Source organism: Mycolicibacter sp. MU0083 (genome assembly GCF_963378075.1).
Lineage (GTDB): Bacteria > Actinomycetota > Actinomycetes > Mycobacteriales > Mycobacteriaceae > Mycobacterium > Mycobacterium kokjensenii.
The window spans coordinates 3,142,409-3,162,475 of sequence record NZ_OY726394.1 but is presented as its reverse complement, the minus strand read 5'-3'; the positions used below and the strand labels follow the sequence as shown (position 1 = coordinate 3,162,475).

The window sequence follows — 20,067 nt, the reverse complement described above, 5'->3', positions numbered from 1 at the left end:
ACGATGAGCGCTGCGCTGTCGGTCGACGACGTTTCGCGCCGTGAGTTCTGGGTTCGGATGTGCCCGGGAGTGTCGATAGAGGCCGGGGGGACCTGTGCACCCGCGGTGGTCGGTGAGTTCGCCACCCGGATGGCGGTTTTGAAGCGGGAGGGCTACGTCCAGGTTCCCGACGCCCTTCCGGAATCGGTCGTGGCGCCCATCCGGGCTGCGGTGTCCACGCTGTTCCAGCGGGGGATCCCGTTGGCGTTCGCCTTCGTCTACGACGAGCTGTGGCAGGCCTTCCGGTCACTGTCGGAGTTCCTCTCCCACGTGCTGGGCCCGGGGTATCGCGCGCTGCCGGACTTCTGGGTCTGGCACGTCAACCCCAGCGACGACGCGGTGGGCTGGGGGCCGCACCGCGACCGGCTGAGCGCGACCCTCGATGACGACAACTCGCCGCGGACGCTGACGGTATGGCTGCCGTTCTCCGATGCCACCCCGCTCAACGGATGCATGTACATGCTGCCCGCCCACCGCGATCCGCGCTTCGTCCAGCGCCGGTGGGACGGGGAGGACAACACCGTCGTCCGCAATCTCCAAGACATTCGGGCTCTGCCCGCCACGGCCGGCACCCTGTTCGCCTGGAATCAGGCGGTGCTGCACTGGGGTGGGCGCGGCAGTGATCTCGGGGCCGCGCCGCGCATCAGTGCCGCCTTCGAGTTTCAGCGGTCCGACTGCGCGCCGTTCAACAGTCCGTTGCTGGACCCGTGCCGGGTGCCGACGTTCACCGAGCGGCTCGGGCTGATCGGCAAACAGGTGCTGCAGTATCGCCACATGTATCCGCTGCCCGGCGACATCGAGGCGATCGCGACCGTGCTGGCCGAGCGCTATCTGCCCGAGGTCGTCGAGTCCTCGGCGGGGGTTGCGGCGGCGCGTTGGTGAACCGGGAGCTACACCGGCGTTTCACGTAGTGCCGCAGGAAGACTGGGCAGGAAATGCGCGGTCGCGAAGCGGCGGACGTCCTCGGCTGAGACCAGCGGTTCACGGGCCGGCAACAGCAGCACCATCGCCGCGTAGCGCAGGATGGTGTCGGCCAGTTCGGTGAGCACCTGCGGGCCGAGGCGGTCGGCGAATCCGGCCGGGAAGATCACCCGCAGCGCATCGCACATCCGGTCCACGATCGCGCTGTAGTGCTGTCGGGAGAGTTCCAGCACCAATGCCGGTTCGTCGGTGATCATCCGGTTCAGCACCCGGTGCCGACGGAACTGCATGATCGCCGAGGTGAACGACTCGACATAGTAATTCGCTTGAGGTGGAGACTCTTTCAGCTCGGCGGCGATATCGGCGTAGAGCGCGGCGTTCTCCCGGTCGATGACCGCGGCGACCAGCTCGTCGCGACCGGCGAACCGGCGGTAGATGGTGGTGCGGCTGACCCCGGCGCGGCGGGCGACGTCATCGAGTGCGACTCGCCGGATGCCGTGCTGCTCGAACTCGGCGACCGCGGCATCGAGGATGGCGGTGGTCGCCGGGTCAGTCCCGGGTGTAGCCGGCATAGGCGAACTCGTTGTAGCGCAGTCGCATCGGCAGATGGTCCCACACCCAGTTGACCGGCCGCGACCGGCAGACCGCGGCGAGCCGCTGATAGCGGCGCTCCTGCCGGTCGCTCCACGGCAGGCCCAGTTGGGCGCGGGTGCTCGGCGGCATGCCGCCGGTGGTCAGAAACGCCGCGAGCGGGTTGAAGATTTTTGCGATCACCCGCCACAGTGCCGGTGACACCCCTTTGGGGCAGGGGAAGCCCTTGGTGACGTAGCCGACGCCGTACCGGGCGGTGGGGTGGTCGACGATGATCTTGTCCAGCATGTGGTTCCAGTACCGCTCGAATTCGGCATAGTCGGCCGGCATCACCCGGTCGCTGACGCCGTAGCGGCGGTACCAGGTCTTCGATTCGAGGTAGATCTGCTCTTTTTCGGCGCGGGTCAGTCGTTTGACGAAGGTGTCGGCGAAATACAGCACCTGGTCGACGAAGGTCGCGTGCGCCCAGAAGTAGGTCTCGGGGTCCAGGGCGTGATAGCGGTTTCCGTCCGGCATCTGCCCCTTGATGTCGCGGTGGAAGTCGCGCACCTGCTGGCCGGGGTTGTCGGATTCGGCGCCGTAGACGGTCATGAAGATCGGCGGCAGCGAACGCTTGATGCGGGCGGCGGTGTCGCTGAAGAACACCGAGTGGTCCAGTACGCCCTGGCCGAGTTCGGCGAGCATGTTCTGCAGCACCGCGGGCCGCGGGCCGATCAGATACATCCGGTTGTCGCCGAAGTAGCGCCACACCAGGGACTCCGGTCCCAGCGGCAGGGCGTCGACGGTCTCGACGGTCTCGTCGGTCTCGTCGGTCTCCACGGATCGGGTCATGCGGAACAGTGTTACATATTTTGAACTTTGTACTAAAAGGCCCGGCGAGGCCTCGTCGATGTGGTGCGAATGTGGCTCGCGGGACCGGTGGTGCGCCGGCGGGAAGGCCGGCTTGACGTTTGTCGGTGGGGGAGTGTTCACTCGGGTCAATCGAACATATTTTCGATCATATTCGAGTTCTTTGCGGAGGCGGTCATGACGGCGGTAGTGGGCCTGGGGCGACGCCGAATCCTCCCCGAAGAGCGCGCTGAGCAGCTGGAACAGCTGCGGCAGCAGATGGCCGTGGTGGCCGGGAAAGTGGGTGCCGGCCGGCAGGGGCCCGGTGCGGGGCCGGTCATCCCGACCGCGGAAACGGTGTTGCCGGTTCCGTCGTTGCTGGCCGGGGTGCTGCCCGCCGGACTGCCGCGGGGCACGGTGGCGGTGCTCTCCGGGGCCCGGTCGCTGATGTTGGGCATGGTGGCCGCGGTGACGGCGGCCGGCGGTAACGCGGCCATCGTCGGCCAGCCGGACGTCGGACTGCTGGCCGCGGTGGAGATGGGTGCCGACCTGAGCCGGCTCGCGGTGATCCCCGACCCCGGCAACGATCCGGTGGAGGTGGCCACGGTGCTGATGGACGGCATGGATCTGGTGGTGCTCGGGCTCGGCGGCCGCCGGGTGTCGCCGGCGCGCACCCGGGTCGTGCTGGCCCGGGCCCGGCAGCGGGGATGCGCCCTGCTGCTCTCCGGCGGGGACTGGCAGGGGTCGGCGCTGCGACTCGATGCCCGGGTCAGCGGTTACGAGGTGGCGAGCGGCGCGGGTTGCGCGGCGGTTCCCGGGTTCGGGCGGATCGGGGCGGTGCGGCTGGAGGTACGGGCCGCCGGGCGCGCCGCCGGTCGGACCAGGGCCGGGTAGCGGAGTCCGGTCATGGCTGACTCTCGAGTGCTGGCGCTGTGGTGCATGGACTGGCCCGCGGTCGCCGCGGCTGCCGCGGCGGGACTGCCGGCCACCGCACCGGTCGCGGTCACCCTGGCCAACCGGGTGGTCGCCTGTTCGGCGGGGGCCCGCGCGGCCGGGGTACGGCGCGGGCTACGGCGGCGGGAAGCCGCCGCCCGCTGTCCGGTGCTGCACGTGGTGGCCGCCGACACCGACCGCGACGCCCGATTGTTCGAGCCGGTCCTGGCCGCGGTGGATGACCTGATCCCGGCCGCCGAGGTGCTGCGGCCCGGACTGCTGGTGGTTTCGGTGCGCGGTGCGGTGCGCGCGTTCGGGTCCGAACAGGTCGCTGCCGAACGGCTCATCGACGCGGTGGCCGCGGTGGCGAATGCCGAATGTCAGGTCGGGATCGCCGACGGGCTCTCCACCGCGGTGCTCGCCGCCCGGGCCGGCGCCGTGGTGCCGCCCGGCACGGACGCCAGGTTCCTATCGGCGCTGTCGATCCGGCAGCTGGCCGCCGAGCCCAGCCTGTCCGGTCCGGGGCGTGACGGACTGGTCGATCTGTTGTGGCGCCTGGGGATCCGGACCATCGGACAGTTCGCCGCGCTGCCCCGCCCGGACGTCACCTCGCGGTTCGGCCCCGACGCGCTCACCGTGCACCGGTTCGCCCGTGCCGAGCCGGAACGGGGGCCGTCCGGGCGGGAGCCCACCCCGGACCTCGACGCGGTACTGCACTGCGACCCGCCGATCGACCGGGTGGACGCCGCGGCGTTCGCCGGCCGGTCGCTGGCCGCCGTGCTGCACCGGACGCTGATGGCCGCCGGCGTCGGCTGCACCCGGCTGGCCATCCATGCCGTCACCGCCACCGGGCAAGAGCTGACCCGGGTGTGGCGGTGCGCCGAGCCGTTGACCGAGGACGCCACCGCCGATCGGGTGCGCTGGCAACTGGACGGCTGGTTGAACAGTCGCATCTCCTCCGAGCGTCCCACCGGCCCGGTGACGCTGCTGCGGTTGGCTCCGGTGGAGCTGCTCTCGGCGACCGAGGCGCTGCAACTGCCGTTGTGGGGCGGCCTCGGCGAGGAGGATCGACTGCGGGCCCGCCGTGCCCTGGTACGGGTGCAGGGTCTGCTCGGCCCCGAAGCGGTGCGGGTACCGGTGCTCTCCGGCGGCCGCGGTCCCGCGGAACGCGTCACCTTGACCCCGTTGGGTGACGAGCCGGTACCGATGGCCGACCCGCGCCAACCGTGGCCCGGCCGGCTGCCCGAGCCGTCGCCGGCGGTGCTGCTCGACGATCCGGTGGAACTTCTTGACGCCGAACGCAATCCGATCCGGGTAACCGGCCGGGGACTGTTCACCGCCGACCCGGCGTGGCTGGTCGCTCCGGGCCGGGAAGATCGGCTGCGCTGGTGGGCCGGACCCTGGCCGGTCGACGAACGGTGGTGGGATCCGCAGCGCGAGGGGCCCGGATCGGGGCGCACCGCACGGGTGCAGGCGCTGCTGGAGGACTCACCTGAGAACGGGGCGCCCGGGCGGGCGCTGCTGCTGTGCTACCGGCTGCGGCGGTGGTACCTGGAGGGCAGCTATGAGTGACCCGGCGCAGAGGCCACAATGGATATCCATTCATGCCCTATTGGATATACTCGACGGATGACGAAGCGGTTGATCGATGTCGATGACGACCGGCTTGAGCAGGTGCGGCTGTTACTCGGCACGTCGACGGTGAAGGCGACGGTGAACGAGGCCCTGGCCGAGGTGTTGGCGCTCGCCCAGCGCCGTGAGGCCCTGCTGCAACCTGAGGCGGTGGCGGGCAGTGCTGAGCTGGCCGCCGATGAGCAGCGCAGGTCTGCGTGGGCTTAAGCGCCTATTTTCTCGGCGACACCTCCGCCGTAGCCCGGGTGACCAAGCCGGCCGTCGCGCAGCGACTCATCCCGCTGATGGAGGCCGGGCTGGTGGCCCGCTGCACCATCACCGACCTCGAAGCCGGGGTCAGCGCCCGCAACGGGGCGGACTGGAAACGCACCCGGCACGCTCGATCGCCCTGGCCCCAGGCGACGGTCGATCAGGACGTGATGGACCGCGCATTCGAGGTGCAAGGTGCGCTCGCTGCCGAAGGTCTACACCGCGCGGTGAAACTCGGCGATCTGCTCATCGCCGCGGCTGCCGAACGTGCCCGGCTCGTGGTGCTGCACTATGACCGAGACTTCGATCGGATAGCGACCATCACCGGTCAGCCCACGGAATGGGTGGCGCCACCGGGAACCGTTGACTGAGGAAGAGTTCTCGGGCTTGCGGCCGAACACGCCCCCGCCGGATGGTGACACTGCGGGCGGTCCTGCCGGCGGATGATCGGGAGGGGACCGCGGGCATACGCTCGCATCTGCACTGGCCGGGAGGAAACGATGACGCTCACCACGCGCCTTACCGAATATTTCGGCATCGAACACCCGATCCTGTCGGCGCCGATGGCGCTGGCCTCCGGCGGGCGCCTGGCGGCAGCGGTGACCGGGGCCGGCGGGCTGGGGCTCATCGGCGGCGGCTACGGCGATCCGTCGTGGCTACGCACCCAGATCACCGAAGCCACCGGAGCTCGCGTCGGCTACGGGTTCATCACCTGGCGGTTGACCTCGGGGTCGGAAGCCCTCGATCTGGCGCTGGCGCACCGGCCCGCGGCGGTCATGCTGTCCTTCGGGGATCTGCATCCGTTCGCCGACCGGATCCGGGGTGCCGGGGTACCGCTCATCGGGCAGATTCAAACGGTGGCTCAGGCGCGTCGGGCACTGCAGGCCGGCGTCGACGTCCTGGTGGCGCAGGGCGGTGAGGCGGGTGGGCACGGGATGAGTGCCCGTTCCACTTTCACCCTGCTGCCCGAGGTCGCCGATCTGGTCGCCGCACATGCCCCGGAAACATTGGTGGTGGCCGCCGGTGGAGTCGTCGACGGGCGAGGGCTGGCGGCGGCCCTGATGCTGGGGGCCGACGGAGTGCTGGTGGGCACTCGGCTCTGGGCGTCTCGGGAAGCACTGGTGTCACCGCGGGCACAGCGGCGGGCGTTGGACGCCGGCGGTGACGACACCTACCGGACCGGTGTCTATGACATCGTCCGGGGACTCGATTGGCCGGCGGAGTACACCGCTCGTGCGCTGCGCAATTCCTTCGGCGACACCTGGCACGGGAGGGAAACCGAGCTGCGGGGGGCACTCGGCGAGGCGGTAGCCGACTACCAGCGGGCCGTTGCGGACGAAGATTTCGATACCGCCGCCGTCCTGGTCGGGGAGGGGGTCGGTCAGATCGGCATGGTTCGCTCGGCCGCCGACATCGTCGAGGACATGGCCGCGGATGCCGAGCGCATCCTGCGCCGGGCCGTCACCAGTGCACGCCCGGCACCAACCGCACCGCCCGCTTGATCGCCCGCGGCACCCGTACCTGCGGGATCGCCCGCGACGGCCGCTTCGGATGGCGGGGAGTCGGCTGGGCCGCAACGGGTGTGGCGTCTTCAGTCGACGCCACACCGCGAGCGGCCGGTGAGTCCGGGTAGCCCAGATAAAGCTGGTGCAGCATCCGGCGGGCCAGCCCCGGTGCGACGTAATTGCCGACCTCGGCCAGCGTGCCCAGCGGGGTGTCGATCCGATCCGGCTTCTCGACCAGACCGCGGATCACCATGGCCGCCGCGTGCTCGGCGCTGATCGCTCCCATCGGGACCAGGTTGCCGGTCGGCGCGATCATCGGCGTGGCCACCAGCGGCATGTGGATGGTGGTGAAAGTGATGTGATCCGACAGCGTCTCGGTCGACACCACATCGGCGAACGCGTCCAACGCAGCCTTGGTGGGCACGTACGCGCTGTATTTGGGACTGTGTGCCAGCACCCCTTCGCTGGAGACGTTGACGACGTGACCGAATCGGCGTTCCCGCCAGTGCGGCAGCAACGCCAGCACCATCCGCACCGCGCCGAAGTAGTTGACCGCCATCGTGCGTTCGTAGTCGTGCAGTCGGTCGCTGGCGTTGACCACCGAGCGACGGATCGACCGGCCGGCGTTGTTCACCAGGTAGTCGACGTGCCCGAACCGCCCCAGGATGTCCTTGACGGTGTGCTCCACCGACGCCGAATCGGTGATGTCACAGGTGAATGCGTGCGCCTGCCCGCCGGCGGCCCGGATCTCGGCCACCAGATCGTCGAGTGCAGATCCGCTGCGGGCCAGCGCGAAGACCACACCGCCGCGCTCGGCCACCGCTATCGCCGAGGCCCGCCCGATTCCGCTGGACGCCCCGGTGATCACCACGTGCCGCCCGACCAGCGGCCCGGCCGGATCGTCGCGGCGGGCACGGTCGGGGTCCAGGTGAGCCGCCCAGTACCGCCACAGCCGCGGGGCGTAGTCGGCGAAGTCGGGCGACTCGACGGCGGTCGCACCCGCCCGTGCCAGCGCGGCACGGGTGGCGTCGGCGACGAAGGTCGGCCGCAGATTCACCAGATCGAGCACCTCGGCGGGCAGACCCAGCTGGGTGGCGATCATGTTGCGCCACACCCGGGCCCGGCCACCGACGTTGAGCACCGGGGCGGCCACCGCGCCGGGCAGGGTGGCGCGCAGCGGCGGCAGTCCGGCCTCGGTCGCGACGGCCCGGTAGATGTCGGGCAGCCCGATCGACTTCGGCGCGGTCAGATGGAAGGTGCGCCCGTCGTAGCCGTCGGCGTGCATCAGTTCGAGCAGTGCGTCGACGACGTAGTCGACCGGAACCACATTGGTGCGACCGGTGTCGGGCACCGCCATCGGGGTGAGCCGGGGCAGTGCCGCCAGCCTGGCCAGCAGCGGAAAGAAGTAGTAGGGCCCGTCGATCTTGTCCATCTCGCCGGTGCGGGAATCGCCCACCACCACCGCCGGACGGAACACCCGGTACCGCAGTCCCGGCGCCGAGCGCACCAGCGCTTCGGCTTCGAACTTGGTCTGGTGATACGGGGTCGGTAACTGCTGGCCGATGTCGAAGTCGTCTTCGGTGAACTCGCCGGCGTAGTCACCGGCCACCGCGATCGAGGAGAGATGTGACAGCGTGGCGTCGAGTCGCTTGGCCAGTCCGATCACCGCACGGGTGCCCTCGACGTTGGCCGCCTGCTGCTCGGCCGCACCGGCGGTGATGTCGTAGATGGCCGCGCAATGCAGCACGTGGTCGATGTCGCCGAGTTCGGCGATCGCGGTGTCGCTCAGCCCGAGATTCTCCGCGGTCAGGTCGCCCACCAGCGGGGTTACCCGATCTCCCCATCCCTGGCCGTCTTGCGCCGCCAGCGCCTCGAAGCGGCCCAGTGAGGCGCGCCGCACCAGCAGCCACACCTGCGCCTCCGGTTCGGTCGTCAGCAACCGCGACACCGCCCGCCGCCCAATAAACCCGGTACCGCCGGTAACGACATAACGCATGCGGCCATGGTGGCCCCTCCCGGCGGCCACGTCAACCGTGGTCAGCGAGCCGGGCCATCCCGGGGATGTTGAGCGCGTAGAACGCCGGCATCACCACGAACACCGCCAGCGCCAGCAGCGGCGAGAACATCACCCCGATCGCCCCGGCGGACAGGTAGGCGATCAGCCCCGCCATCGACCGGAAGCGTTGCGCGGCGAACATGCCCGGATCGGCTCCGTCGGCGGCCAACCGCTCGGGACACCGCGCGACCCGGTTGAACAGCAGCAGCCAACTCGCGCACATGGCGGACAGGACGCCGGCGTACAGGGCCACCGCGGTACGGGCGTCGGGGGTGTCGGCGCCGTCGATGAACGCGTGGGAGAGCACCGCGGTCGGAAACGGGACCAGCGCCGTGGTGAACAGCAGAGCCAGGTTGGCCAGGTGCACGCCCCGGTCGACCCGTCTGATCGCGGTGAAAGCCTGGTGGTGGTTGAGCCAGATCACCGCGACGTAGCCGAACGACGCGAGGTAGCCGAGATAGGCCGGCCACTGCCGCAGCAGCCCGTCCAGCAGCTGGCCGGGGGCGTGCTCGGGTGCTTTGAGGTCGAGCACCAGCAGTGTCACCGCGATCGCGAACACCCCGTCGCTGAACGCCTCCACCCGTCCCGTGTCGCTCAGGCCACCGTGCGCATCGGGCCCATCGGGTGTGCTCATCGGCGCTCGGGCGACCGAAGATCAGAACGCGCGAATTCCATCCCAGTCCACCAGTTTCCAGCCGGTGGTCGGGCTGCCGGTGATCACCACCTTGCCGATGTTGGGCAGCGGGTGGTCGAACAGCAACTCGTCGCGGGGATTCTTGACGTTCATCAGCGTCCACGTCATGATCGACGCCCCGTGTGCGAACGCCACCGGGTTGGCGTCGCCGGTGTCGTAGATGTGCTGGACGGCGGCGCCGAACTCGTCGTTGAACCGGTTGCCGTCGATCGAGCCGGGGATGGCCGCGGTCCGGTCACCGTGAATCCAGGCCAGCGGGGCCAGCAGATACGCCGAGTCGGCGATCGACCCGGGCTTGCCCGCGAACCAGCCGGCGCCGATCTCCCGCAGGCCGGGCAGAACCTGGACTTGGCGGCCGAGTTCGCGCGCCAACGGGGCGGCGGTCTGCTGGCTGCGGGCCATCGAGGAGGCGTAGACGCCGTCGTAGTGGTTGTGCGAGAGCAGCTTTGCGATCTCCTGCGCCTGGGTGCGGCCCTTGTCGCTCAGGTCCGGACCCGGCACCGACGTATCGAGGATGCCGGCGGCGTTGCTCTGCGACTCGGCGTGCCGGACCAGTGTCAGCGTGATGGTGCGCGTGCGCGGTGTCTCCGAACAACCGCTCAACGCCAAGGCCGCGGCCAGCATCACCGCCAGCATTGCGAACACGGTTCCGGTGCGGTTCCAGGTGCGCTTGCCCATGCCCCACAGCCTGCCGTGCCGATAGCGTCGACGGGGCCGGTTCTGCTGAAATGATCGCAGTCCTATTCATTCCAGGTGAAGGAGAATCCGTGGCACTGGACCCGACGGCCATCGGAGCAACCGCCGATCCCATGCTGGTCGAATGGACCGAGCGCGACACCATGCTCTACGCGCTCGGTGTCGGCGCGGGGACCTCCGATCTGGCGTTTACCACCGAGAACAGCCACGACACCCCGCAACAGGTGCTGCCCACCTATGCCGTCATCTGCTGCCTGGGTTTCGCGGCCGCCGGCAAGATCGGCACCTTCAACCCGGCGTTGCTGCTGCACGGCTCCCAGGAGGTGCGACTGTTCGCGCCGCTGCCCGCCGCCGGAAGCCTGCAGGTGGTCGCCGAGGTCGCCGATATCCAGGACAAGGGGGAGGGCAAGAACGCCATCGTGATGCTGCGGGCCCGCGGCACCGACCCCAAGACCTCCGAGTTGCTGGTCGAGACCCTGGTCACCGTGGTCATCCGCAAGGCCGGTGGTTTCGGTGGGGAGCCCGGGCAGCGGGCGATCGCGCCGCAGATCCCCGACACCGAACCGGATTCGCGCACCACCTACGTGACCCGGGAAGACCAGGCGTTGCTCTATCGGCTCTCCGGCGACCGCAACCCGTTGCACAGCGACCCCTGGTTCGCCACCACGCTGGCGGGCTTCCCCAAGCCGATCCTGCACGGGTTGTGCACCTACGGCTTCGCCGGTCGCGCCCTGGTCGCCGAACTCGGCGGCGGTGACGCCGACCGGGTCCACGCCATCTCGGCGCGGTTCACCGACCCGGTGTTCCCGGGGGAGACGCTGACCACCTCGATCTGGCGGACCGAGCCGGGCAAAGCGGTGTTCCGCACCGAGGCCGCCGGTCCCGACGGCACCAACTGCCGGGTGGTGCTCGACGACGGGGTGGCCGAGTACCGGGACTGAGGTTCGCCGAATCGGGTGCCCGCATCGCCCCGTCACTTCCCGTGAAGGTGCGTAGTTGTACGCAAAACCGCGGCGTGTCGTGTGCAAACACGCTCCCCCGCAAGCGGGGGGGACCCCCAGCTGGCGGGGGAGAGGGCGGGGAGAGGGGCGGGGTCGGGGCTTACTGCGCGGCGAGGCGGGCGGTGAACTCCACCGCCTGCGCCGGGCTGTCCAGCGCATAACGCGCGGCGGTGGCGCGGTCACCGTCGTCGTTGTGCCGCACCAGAATTCCGGCACCGCCGGATTCGGCCACCGCGTCGAACGCATCCTCGTCGGTGATGTCGTCGCCGAGGAACACCGGCGTGGCGACCCCGGGCATCCGATCCAGCAGCCAGCGCAGCGTGCGTCCCTTGTCCCAGTCGAGCTCGGGCCGCAACTCGATCACCTCGCGCCCGGTGGTCACCCGCAGGCCGTCGCGCCGTCCGGCGTCGCGCACCGCCGCCAGCACTTCACTCACCCGGTCCCGCGCGGCATTGCGGTAGTGCACCGCAACCGCGAACCGTTTGTGCTCCACCATGATCCCCGGAAGCGCGCCGAGCCGTTCGCGCAGCGCGACCGCCGCAGCGGCCAGCACCGGCACCGCGCCGGCGGCGGTGTCGTTCTGGTGGTGGGTGCCGTCCGGGCCGGTCAGCTCGAAGCCGTGACTGCCCGCATACCAGATCCCGTCCAGACCCACCCGGGCCCGCACGTCGGCCAGGTCACGGCCGGACAGCACCGCGACCGGGCATCGGGCGGCCAACGCGGCCAGCGCCGCCACCGCCCCGGCGACCGGCCGGGCCGCGTCGGGATCGTCGACGATCTCCGAAAGGGTTCCGTCGAAGTCGAAGAACACCGCCGGACGGTCCAGGTGGCGCAACCCGGATGCCGTCATGGCGTCGGGCAGGACCGACATCGGCCGGTCGCCGGTGCGCACCCGCACGGTGCCGGGGGAGTCCACCCGCGCGTCGCCGCCGTCGCGTCCCACGCCGATCACCAGCGCGAATCCGGCACTGCGCGCAGCGGTTACACCCGATTCGGTGTCGGCCAGGACCACGCAACGGCCCGGCCGCACGCTCAGCCCGGCGGCGGCCGCCACCAACTCGGCGCCCGAACCCACCGTGCCCACCCGCACACCGGCCTGCCGCAACCGCTGGGGCAGATCCCCCGTGTCGGCGTCCCCGCCGAGGCACAGCAGCACCGCGTCGTGGCGACGAGGGTCGATCAGGACCGACATGCCCACCATCCCACCACGGTGCCACAGCCCGACTCGGATTAGCGTGGTAGGGGTACGGACCAACAGCGCAAGGAGAACCCGATGTCGTCTGCTTCCGGAATCCTGGTCGGTGTCGACGGCTCGCCGTCGTCGGTCGCGGCGGTCGACTGGGCGGCACACGCCGCCGCTTTGCACAACCTTCCGCTCACCCTGGTCCACGTGCTGGCCTCGCCGGTGGTGATGACCTTCCCCGAGACCCCGATGCCGCCCGGATACACCGAGTGGCAACGCGAGCAGGGCGAGCACCACCTGCGCGACGCCGTCAAGGTCGCCGAGGCGGCCGGGGCGCCGCGGGTCGTCGCCGAGATCGTGGTGGGTTCCACGGTGCCGATGCTGGTGGACCTCAGCCGCGGGTCCGCCCGCCTGGTGGTCGGATCCCGCGGGCACGGACTGCTGCGCCGCCGGCTGCTCGGTTCGGTCAGCTCGTCACTGGTGCGGCACGCGCACTGCCCGGTCGCGGTCGTGCACGAAGGCCAGCCGGAAGAGCACCCGAGTCCCGGCCCGGCGCCGGTGGTGGTCGGCATCGACGGCTCCGCGGTGTCGGAGGCCGCCACCGGGCTGGCCTTCGAAGAGGCGTCGCTGCGCGGGGCGGAACTGGTCGCGGTGTACGCCTGGCACGACACCGGCCTGCTGGACTTTCCCGGCATCGACACCGCCGCGATGGAATCCGACGGCGAACTGGTGCTGGCCGAGCGGCTGGCCGGCTGGCGGGAGCGTTACCCGGACGTCACGGTGCGCCGGGTGGTGGTGGGCGACCGGCCGGCCGATCAACTCATCGAGCAGTCCCGCCAAGCCCAGCTGGTGGTGGTGGGCAGCCACGGCCGCGGCGGCTTCACCGGCATGCTGTTGGGTTCGGTCAGCCAGGCGGTGGTGCAGGCGGCGCATGCGCCGGTGATCGTCGTCCGGCCGACCTGACCCAGCCTCAGCCGACGGTCAGCGCGTCGGCCTCCCGGCGTGCCGCGACGGCCTGCTGCGCGGCCGGTGACGGCCGGGGCAGCACCCGCTGCGGCCACCAGAACCAGCGGCCCAGCAGCGCGGCGATCGACGGCGTCATGAACGAGCGGATCACCAGGGTGTCGATCAGCAGGCCGAGCCCGATGGTGGAACCCACCTGGCCGATCACCTTCAGGTCGGAGACCAGCATCGACATCATGGTGAACGCGAACACCAGACCCGCCGAGGTGACCACCGAGCCGCTGCCGCCCATCGCGCGGATGATGCCGGTCTTGAGTCCGCCGTGCAGCTCTTCCTTCATCCGGGAGACCAGCAGCAGGTTGTAGTCCGAGCCCACCGCCAGCAGGATGATCACGCTCATCGCCAGCACCATCCAGTGCAGATCCAGCCCGACGATGTGCTGCCAGATCAGCACCGAGAGACCGAAGGATGTGCCCAGCGAGAGCAGCACCGTGCCGACGATCACCGCCGAAGCCACCACCGCCCGGGTGATCAGCAGCATGATGATGAAGATCAGGCAGAGCGAGGCGACGCCGGCGATGATCAGGTCGTAGGCCGACCCGTCCTTCATGTCCTTGAACATGGCCGCGGTGCCGCCGAGATAGACCTTGGAGCCCTCCAACGGGGTGCCTTTGAGCGCCTCGTGCACGGCGTGCTTGATCGGTGCGACGTGGCTGACGCCCTCCGGCGACATCGGGTCGCCCTCGTGGCTGATGATGAACCGCACCGCGTGCCCGTCGGGCGACAGGAACATCTTCATGCCGCGCTTGAAGTCGGGGTTGTCGAACGCCTCCGGCGGAAGGTAGAACGAGTCGTCGTTCTTGGACTCGTCGAACGCCTTGCCCATGGCGTTCTGGCCCTCCATCATCTTCTCCATCTGCAGCTGCAGGCCCTCCATGGTGGACTGCATCTTCAGCTGGGTGGTGCGCATGTTCGACATCGTCTCGATCATCGGCGGCATGATCTCGAGCATCCGCGGCATCAGCCGGTCGAGGTTGTCGATGTCGGGCAGGACCTTTTCGAAGTCCTCGGTCATCGCGTCGATGCCGTCCATCATGTCGAAGATCGACCGGATCGACCAACAGATCGGGATGTCGAAGCAGTGCGGCTCCCAGTAGAAGTAGCTGCGCATCGGACGCCACATGTCGTCGAAGTCGGCCATCTCGTCGCGCAGTTTCTGGATGTCGTCGAGCATGATGTGCATCTTGGTGGCCATGCTGTGGGTGGTCGCCGACATCTCGCGGGTCACGTCGAGCATCTGCTTCATGCTCTCGATCGAGACCAGCATGTCGTCGCCCATCTTGAGCATGTTGCGCATGCTGTCGAGCTGGTACTTCATGTTCAGCTGCTGGGTGGTGCCCTGCATGCTGATCGCGAACGGGATCGTGGTGTGCTCGATCGGGGTGCCCTGCGGGCGGGTGATGGCCTGGACCCGGGCGATGCCCGGCACCTCGAACACCCGCTTGGCGATCCGGTTGATGACCAGGAAGTCGGCCGGGTTGCGCAGGTCGTGGTCGGTCTCGATCATCAGCAGTTCCGGGTTCATCCGGGCCTGGGAGAAATGCCGGTCCGCGGCGGCGTAGCCGATGTTGGCCGGCACGTAATCCGGCATGTACACGCGGTCGTTGTAGTTGGTCTGGTAGCCCGGCAGGGTGAGCAGCCCGATCAGGCAGACCCCGGTGGTGGCCGCCAGCACCGGGCCCGGCCAGCGCACGATCATCGTGCCGATCCGCCGCCAGGACCGGATCCGCATCGCCCGCTTGGGCTCGAGCATGCCGAAGCGGCTGGCCAGCGCGACCACCGCGGCGCCGAAGGTCAGCGCCGCCACGACCAGGACTACCATGCCGATCGCCAGCGGAATGCCCAGCGACTGGAAGTAGGGCAGTCGGGTGAAGTGCAGGCAGAAGGTGGCGCCGGCGATGGTCAGCCCCGAGCCCAGGATCACGTGCGCGGTGCCGTGATACATGGTGTAGAAGGCCGTTTCCTTGTCCTGCCCGATCGCTCGGGCCTCCTGGTAACGGCCGAGTAGGAAGATCGCGTAGTCGGTCGAGGCGGCGATGGCCAATGTCACCAGCAGGTTCACCGCGAACGTCGAGAGCCCGATGATGTTGTGGTAGGCCAGCAGCGCCACCACGCCGCGGGCGGAGCTCAGCGAGAACACCACCATGCCCAGCACCAGCAGCACCGTGCCGATCGACCGGTAGATGGACAGCAGCATGGTGATGATCACCACGAACGTCAGTGCGGTGATGAGCTGCAGGCTCTTGTCGCCGGCGATGTGCTGGTCGGCGTTGAGGGCGGCGCCGCCGGTGACGTAGGCGTGCACCCCCGCAGGCGCCGGGGTGTCGGCGACGATCTTCTGGACGGCCTCGACCGACTCGTTGGCCAGGGTCTCGCCCATGTTGCCGGCCAGATACACCTGGACATAGGCGGCCTTGCCGTCCGGGCTCTGCGAGCCCGCCGCGGTCAGCGGGTCGCTCCAGAAGTCCTGGACGTGCTCGACGTGGGTGTGGTCGGCCTCCATCTTGGTGACCAGCTCGTCGTAGTAGGCGTGCGCGTCCTCGCCGAGCGGTTCGTCGCCCTCGATGACCACCATCGCCGAGCTGTCCGATTTGAACTCGTCGAACACCTTGCCGATGCGCATCATCGAGATCATCGACGGGGCATCCTTGGGCGCCATCGAGACCGCGCGGAGTCTGCCGACCTCTTCGAGCTGCGGCACGATGACGTTCACCAAAACGGTGATTGCCACCCAGGTCAGGATGATCGGGATCGCCAGTCGGCGAATCCATTTGGGAATACCGCCGCGCTCGGGTCGCCGCGCGGCCGGCAGGGTGTCGGTCGGAGCGTCGGGGGCGGAGTCGTTGCTGGTGTGTTTGCTCATGCGGATTTCACAATGCAGAAGGTCTGGGCGCTGACGGGGCCGGTGGCGATGCGTTCGTCTTTGACCTCACCGTCGATGGTGACCCGGCAGCCGATGGTGGCGCCGTCACCCTGCGCGACGATGTTGGGGCTGACCGCCGGGTTGGTGGTCGACAGGGTCAGCGACCACGGCAGGCTGGCCCCGTCGAGGCGTTGCGGGGTGGCGTCGAGGTCCAGGTAGTTGATGTCGGCGTAGGTGCCGTCCGGACTGAAGATCTCGTAGACCACGATCTTGGGGTGAAAGGGCTTGGTGTCCTCGAACGGGGCAGCGCTGGAACTGCTGTCGTCGCCGCCGAAATAGCTGCGGACTCGGTGCACGACACCCACGCCCACCGCGAGAACCACAACGATGAGCAGGGGGAGCCATGCGCGTCTGAGAACGCCGAACATGAAAGCGGTGGCCCTTTCGGATCGTGCCTGAATCTGACACAGATTAGTGCATCAAAGTTCTTTTTCACACCCGACGAAGCCTTGATCGAATATATGTTCGATATTCTGTGGGGTGTGGGTTGGGATAGTGGGCCGCCGAGCTGGGCGGAGATGGAGCGAATACTCGATGGTAAGTCTCGTCACACCGGTGTTTCGGCCGGTGCGACGCGGGATCGCGACCCGTCGATCTCCCGTCCGGAACCACCACCCCGGCCGGTGTCGGCGCACCCCTACGCCGAATTGCATGCGCACTCGGCGTACAGCTTCTTAGACGGGGCCAGCAGCCCGCAGGAGCTGGTCGCCGAGGCCGCCCGGCTGGGGCTGCGGGCGATCGCGCTGACCGATCACAACGGGTTGTACGGAGTGGTGCGGTTCGCCGAGGCCGCCGCCGAGCTGGCGGCCGAGGGGCAGCACGTCGCCACGGTGTTCGGCGCCGAGCTGTCGTTGGGGGCGTCCGTCTCCGCGCGGGCCCGCACCGAGGACCCGGACCCGCCCGGCCCCCATCTACTGGTGCTGGCCCGCGGCCCGGAGGGCTATCGGAGATTGTCCCGGCAGATCGCCGCCGCGCACCTGGCCGGCGAGAAGGGCAGGCCGCGTTTCGACCTGGACGCGCTGACCGAGGCCGCCGGTGGACACTGGCACATCCTGACCGGCTGCCGCAAGGGGCACGTCCGCGCGGCGCTGGCCGCCGGCGGGGTCGAGGCCGCCTCCGCCGCGCTGGCCGACCTGGTGGACCGGTTCGGAGCCGGCCGGGTCGCTGTGGAGCTGACCCGGCACGGCGAGCCGTGCGACGACGAACGCAACGCCGCGCTGGCCGGCCTGGCGCCCCGGTTCGGGGTAGGGCTGGTGGCCACCACCGGTGCGCATTTCGCCCGGCCGGACCGGGGCCGGCTGGCGATGGCGCTGGGTGCGGTGCGGGCACGCCAGTCGCTGGATGACGCGGCCGGGCGACTGGCCCCGCTGGGCGGGTCGCACCTGCGGTCCGGCGCGGAGATGGCCCGACTGTTCGCGGCCCACCCGACGGCGGTGCCGGCGGCGGCCGAGCTCGGCGAGCGGTGCGCGTTCCCGCTGGCGCTGATCGCCCCGCAACTACCGCCCTTCCCGGATGTACCGGCCGGCACTACCGAGGACGGCTGGCTGCGGCGGTTGACCCTGGCCGGCGCCGCCGGGCGCTACGGCCCGCCCGAGCGGGCGCCGGCCGCCTACTCCCAGATCGAGCGTGAGTTGGAAGTCGTTGCGCAACTGGGTTTCCCCGGATACTTCCTGGTGGTGCACGACATCACCCAGTTCTGCCGGCGCAGTGACATCCTGTGCCAGGGCCGGGGATCGGCGGCCAACTCCGCGGTCTGCTACGCCCTCGGCATCACCGCGGTGGATCCGGTGGCCAACGGGCTGCTGTTCGAACGGTTCTTATCCCCGGCCCGCGACGGCCCGCCCGACATCGACATCGACATCGAATCGGATCGGCGCGAGGAGGTGATCCAGTACGTCTACGCCAAATACGGTCGCGACCACGCCGCCCAGGTGGCCGATGTCATCACCTACCGGGGCCGCAGCGCGGTACGCGACATGGCCCGTGCGCTGGGCTATTCGCCGGGGCAGCAGGACGCCTGGAGCAAGCAGCTGAGCCGCTGGGGGAGGGCCGGCCGGGAGGCCGCCGATCTGCACGGCATCCCCGAACAGGTGGTGGAGCTGGCCGACCAGGTCGCCGATCTGCCGAGGCATCTGGGCATCCACTCCGGTGGCATGGTGATCTGCGATCGGCCGATCGCCGACGTGTGCCCGGTGGAGTGGGCCCGGATGCCCGGGCGGAGCGTGCTGCAGTGGGACAAAGACGACTGCGCCGCAATCGGTTTGGTGAAATTCGACCTGCTGGGGCTGGGCATGCTTTCGGCGTTGCACTACGCGATCGACCTGGTGGCGCAGCATTGCGGTGTCGAGGTGGACCTGGCCGCGATCGACCTGTCCGAACCGGCGGTCTACGAGATGCTGGCGCGCGCCGACACCGTCGGGGTGTTCCAGGTGGAGTCGCGCGCCCAGATGGCCACCCTGCCGCGGTTGCGCCCACGGGAGTTCTACGACCTGGTGGTGGCGGTGGCGCTGATCCGCCCCGGGCCGATCCAGGGCGGGTCGGTGCATCCCTACATCCGCCGCCGCAACGGCATCGACCCGGTGACCTACGAGCACCCGTGTATGGCGCGAGCGCTGGAGAAAACCTATGGGGTGCCACTGTTTCAGGAGCAGTTGATGACGCTGGCGGTGGACTGCGCCGGGTTCACCGCCGCCGAAGCCGACCAGCTGCGCCGTGCCATGGGATCCAAGCGCTCCCCGGAGCGGATGCGCCGGCTACGGGACCGGTTCTACGACGGGATGGCCGAGTGTCACGGCATCACCGGAGCGGTGGCGATGCGGATCTACGAGAAGCTGGAAGCCTTCGCCAACTACGGATTTCCGGAGAGCCATGCGATGAGCTTCGCGTCGCTGGTGTTCTATTCGGCCTGGTTCAAGCTGCACTATCCCGCGGCGTTCTGCGCCGCGCTGCTGCGGGCTCAGCCGATGGGCTTCTACTCACCGCAGTCGTTGGTCGCCGACGCCCGCCGGCACGGGGTGCCGGTACACCGCGGTTGCGTCAACGCCAGCCTGGTACACGCCACATTGGAATGCGGCGGCACGCAACTCCGGCTCGGCCTGGGGGCCGTGCGGGGCATCGGCACCGACCTTGCCGAGCGGCTGGTGGCCGACCGGGAAGCGCATGGACCGTTCACCTCGATGCTGGATCTGACCGCCCGGGTGCAGCTTTCGGTGCCGCAGGCCGAGGCGCTGGCGACCGCCGGCGCATTCGACTGCTTCGGCGGGAATCGCCGGGAGGCGCTGTGGGCGGCCGGGTCGGTGGCGGGGCAGCGGCCGGACCGGCTACCCGGGGTCGGCGTCGCCACCGGTACCCCGGCGCTGCCCGGGATGAGCGAGATCGAGCTGGCCGCCGCCGATGTCTGGGCCACCGGGGTCTCACCCGACAGCTTCCCGACCCAGTTCCTGCGCGCCGATCTCGATGCGCTCGGGGTGATTCCGGCCGAGCAGCTGGGAGGCGTCCCCGACGGCACCCGGGTATTGGTGGCCGGGGCGGTGACGCACCGGCAGCGGCCGGCGACCGCCCGCGGGGTCACCTTCGTCAACCTCGAGGACGAGACCGGGATGGTCAACGTGCTGTGTACGCCGGGAGTGTGGACGCGCCATCGCAAGCTGGCGCAGACCGCGACGGCACTGCTGGTCCGTGGCCGGGTGCAGAACGCCGCCGGGGCGGTCACCGTGCTGGCCGATCGGCTGGGCTCCCTGGAGTTGACCGTGGGTTCGCGCTCCCGGGACTTCCGGTAGCCGCCGGCGGTAGC

17 protein-coding genes are annotated in these 20,067 nt (G+C 69.7%); 9 read left to right on the top strand and 8 right to left on the bottom strand.

The window, feature by feature from the left end; genetic code table 11:
• Positions 1 to 3 precede the first annotated feature (3 nt).
• Entirely contained in the window at positions 4 to 921 is a 918-nt protein-coding gene (locus RCP38_RS14810) for a phytanoyl-CoA dioxygenase family protein (protein ID WP_308473690.1), read from the top strand.
• 8 nt (positions 922 to 929) lie between these two features.
• Here the strand turns inward: RCP38_RS14810 and RCP38_RS14805 are convergent, their stop codons facing one another.
• Complete coding sequence (locus RCP38_RS14805; RefSeq protein WP_308473689.1) at positions 930 to 1,532, bottom strand: TetR/AcrR family transcriptional regulator; 603 nt, start codon at positions 1,530 to 1,532, stop codon at positions 930 to 932.
• Positions 1,510 to 2,382 (bottom strand): oxygenase MpaB family protein, encoded by an 873-nt coding sequence (locus tag RCP38_RS14800; RefSeq protein ID WP_308473688.1) that lies wholly within the window; start codon positions 2,380 to 2,382, stop codon positions 1,510 to 1,512. Before RCP38_RS14800 ends, RCP38_RS14805 begins: the two co-directional genes overlap by 23 nt.
• A gap of 195 nt (positions 2,383 to 2,577) precedes the next feature.
• On the opposite strand from RCP38_RS14800, the gene RCP38_RS14795 reads away from it, so the two are divergent.
• From RCP38_RS14795 to RCP38_RS14775, 5 genes are all read left to right on the top strand, one after another.
• Complete coding sequence (locus RCP38_RS14795; RefSeq protein ID WP_308473687.1) at positions 2,578 to 3,273, top strand: hypothetical protein; 696 nt, start codon at positions 2,578 to 2,580, stop codon at positions 3,271 to 3,273.
• Positions 3,274 to 3,285: 12 nt separating this feature from the next.
• The gene (locus RCP38_RS14790; RefSeq protein ID WP_308473686.1) at positions 3,286 to 4,884 is read left to right on the top strand and encodes a DNA polymerase Y family protein; all 1,599 of its coding nucleotides are present in this window, start codon (positions 3,286 to 3,288) and stop codon (positions 4,882 to 4,884) included.
• Positions 4,885 to 4,941: 57 nt separating this feature from the next.
• Positions 4,942 to 5,151 carry a DUF2191 domain-containing protein gene (locus tag RCP38_RS14785; RefSeq protein WP_308473685.1) on the top strand — a complete coding sequence of 70 codons (210 nt, stop codon included), beginning with the start codon at positions 4,942 to 4,944 and terminating at the stop codon, positions 5,149 to 5,151.
• Positions 5,152 to 5,189: 38 nt separating this feature from the next.
• Positions 5,190 to 5,564: a PIN domain nuclease gene (locus RCP38_RS14780; protein WP_308473684.1), complete on the top strand. Its 375-nt coding sequence runs from the start codon at positions 5,190 to 5,192 to the stop codon at positions 5,562 to 5,564.
• A gap of 129 nt (positions 5,565 to 5,693) precedes the next feature.
• Positions 5,694 to 6,695: an NAD(P)H-dependent flavin oxidoreductase gene (locus tag RCP38_RS14775; protein ID WP_308473683.1), complete on the top strand. Its 1,002-nt coding sequence runs from the start codon at positions 5,694 to 5,696 to the stop codon at positions 6,693 to 6,695.
• Here RCP38_RS14775 and RCP38_RS14770 read toward each other — a convergent pair.
• From RCP38_RS14770 to RCP38_RS14760, 3 genes are read right to left on the bottom strand one after another with little or no spacing between them, the layout of a single operon-like run.
• Positions 6,655 to 8,694: an SDR family oxidoreductase gene (locus tag RCP38_RS14770; RefSeq protein WP_308473682.1), complete on the bottom strand. Its 2,040-nt coding sequence runs from the start codon at positions 8,692 to 8,694 to the stop codon at positions 6,655 to 6,657. The two genes, RCP38_RS14775 and RCP38_RS14770, sit on opposite strands and share 41 nt — an antisense overlap.
• A gap of 31 nt (positions 8,695 to 8,725) precedes the next feature.
• Positions 8,726 to 9,388, bottom strand: a complete 663-nt coding sequence (locus RCP38_RS14765) for a TMEM175 family protein (RefSeq protein ID WP_308473681.1) — start codon at positions 9,386 to 9,388, stop codon at positions 8,726 to 8,728.
• 21 nt (positions 9,389 to 9,409) lie between these two features.
• Complete coding sequence (locus RCP38_RS14760) at positions 9,410 to 10,126, bottom strand: histidine phosphatase family protein (RefSeq protein WP_308473680.1); 717 nt, start codon at positions 10,124 to 10,126, stop codon at positions 9,410 to 9,412.
• 89 nt (positions 10,127 to 10,215) lie between these two features.
• On the opposite strand from RCP38_RS14760, the gene RCP38_RS14755 reads away from it, so the two are divergent.
• Complete coding sequence (locus RCP38_RS14755) at positions 10,216 to 11,085, top strand: MaoC/PaaZ C-terminal domain-containing protein (RefSeq protein WP_308473679.1); 870 nt, start codon at positions 10,216 to 10,218, stop codon at positions 11,083 to 11,085.
• Between the two features lie 160 nt (positions 11,086 to 11,245).
• Here the strand turns inward: RCP38_RS14755 and otsB are convergent, their stop codons facing one another.
• On the bottom strand, positions 11,246 to 12,337 hold the full coding sequence (gene otsB, locus RCP38_RS14750; RefSeq protein WP_373692367.1) for a trehalose-phosphatase: 1,092 nt from the start codon (positions 12,335 to 12,337) through the stop codon (positions 11,246 to 11,248).
• Between the two features lie 81 nt (positions 12,338 to 12,418).
• On the opposite strand from otsB, the gene RCP38_RS14745 reads away from it, so the two are divergent.
• Positions 12,419 to 13,291, top strand: a complete 873-nt coding sequence (locus RCP38_RS14745) for a universal stress protein (RefSeq protein WP_308473677.1) — start codon at positions 12,419 to 12,421, stop codon at positions 13,289 to 13,291.
• Positions 13,292 to 13,298: 7 nt separating this feature from the next.
• On the opposite strand, the gene RCP38_RS14740 is transcribed toward RCP38_RS14745, so the two are convergent.
• Positions 13,299 to 16,214: an MMPL/RND family transporter gene (locus RCP38_RS14740; RefSeq protein WP_308473676.1), complete on the bottom strand. Its 2,916-nt coding sequence runs from the start codon at positions 16,212 to 16,214 to the stop codon at positions 13,299 to 13,301.
• On the bottom strand, positions 16,211 to 16,642 hold the full coding sequence (locus tag RCP38_RS14735; protein WP_308473675.1) for an MmpS family transport accessory protein: 432 nt from the start codon (positions 16,640 to 16,642) through the stop codon (positions 16,211 to 16,213). Before RCP38_RS14735 ends, RCP38_RS14740 begins: the two co-directional genes overlap by 4 nt.
• Positions 16,643 to 16,756: 114 nt before the next feature.
• On the opposite strand from RCP38_RS14735, the gene RCP38_RS14730 reads away from it, so the two are divergent.
• Positions 16,757 to 20,053 (top strand): error-prone DNA polymerase, encoded by a 3,297-nt coding sequence (locus RCP38_RS14730; RefSeq protein ID WP_308473674.1) that lies wholly within the window; start codon positions 16,757 to 16,759, stop codon positions 20,051 to 20,053.
• The last annotated feature ends 14 nt before the right edge of the window (positions 20,054 to 20,067 follow it).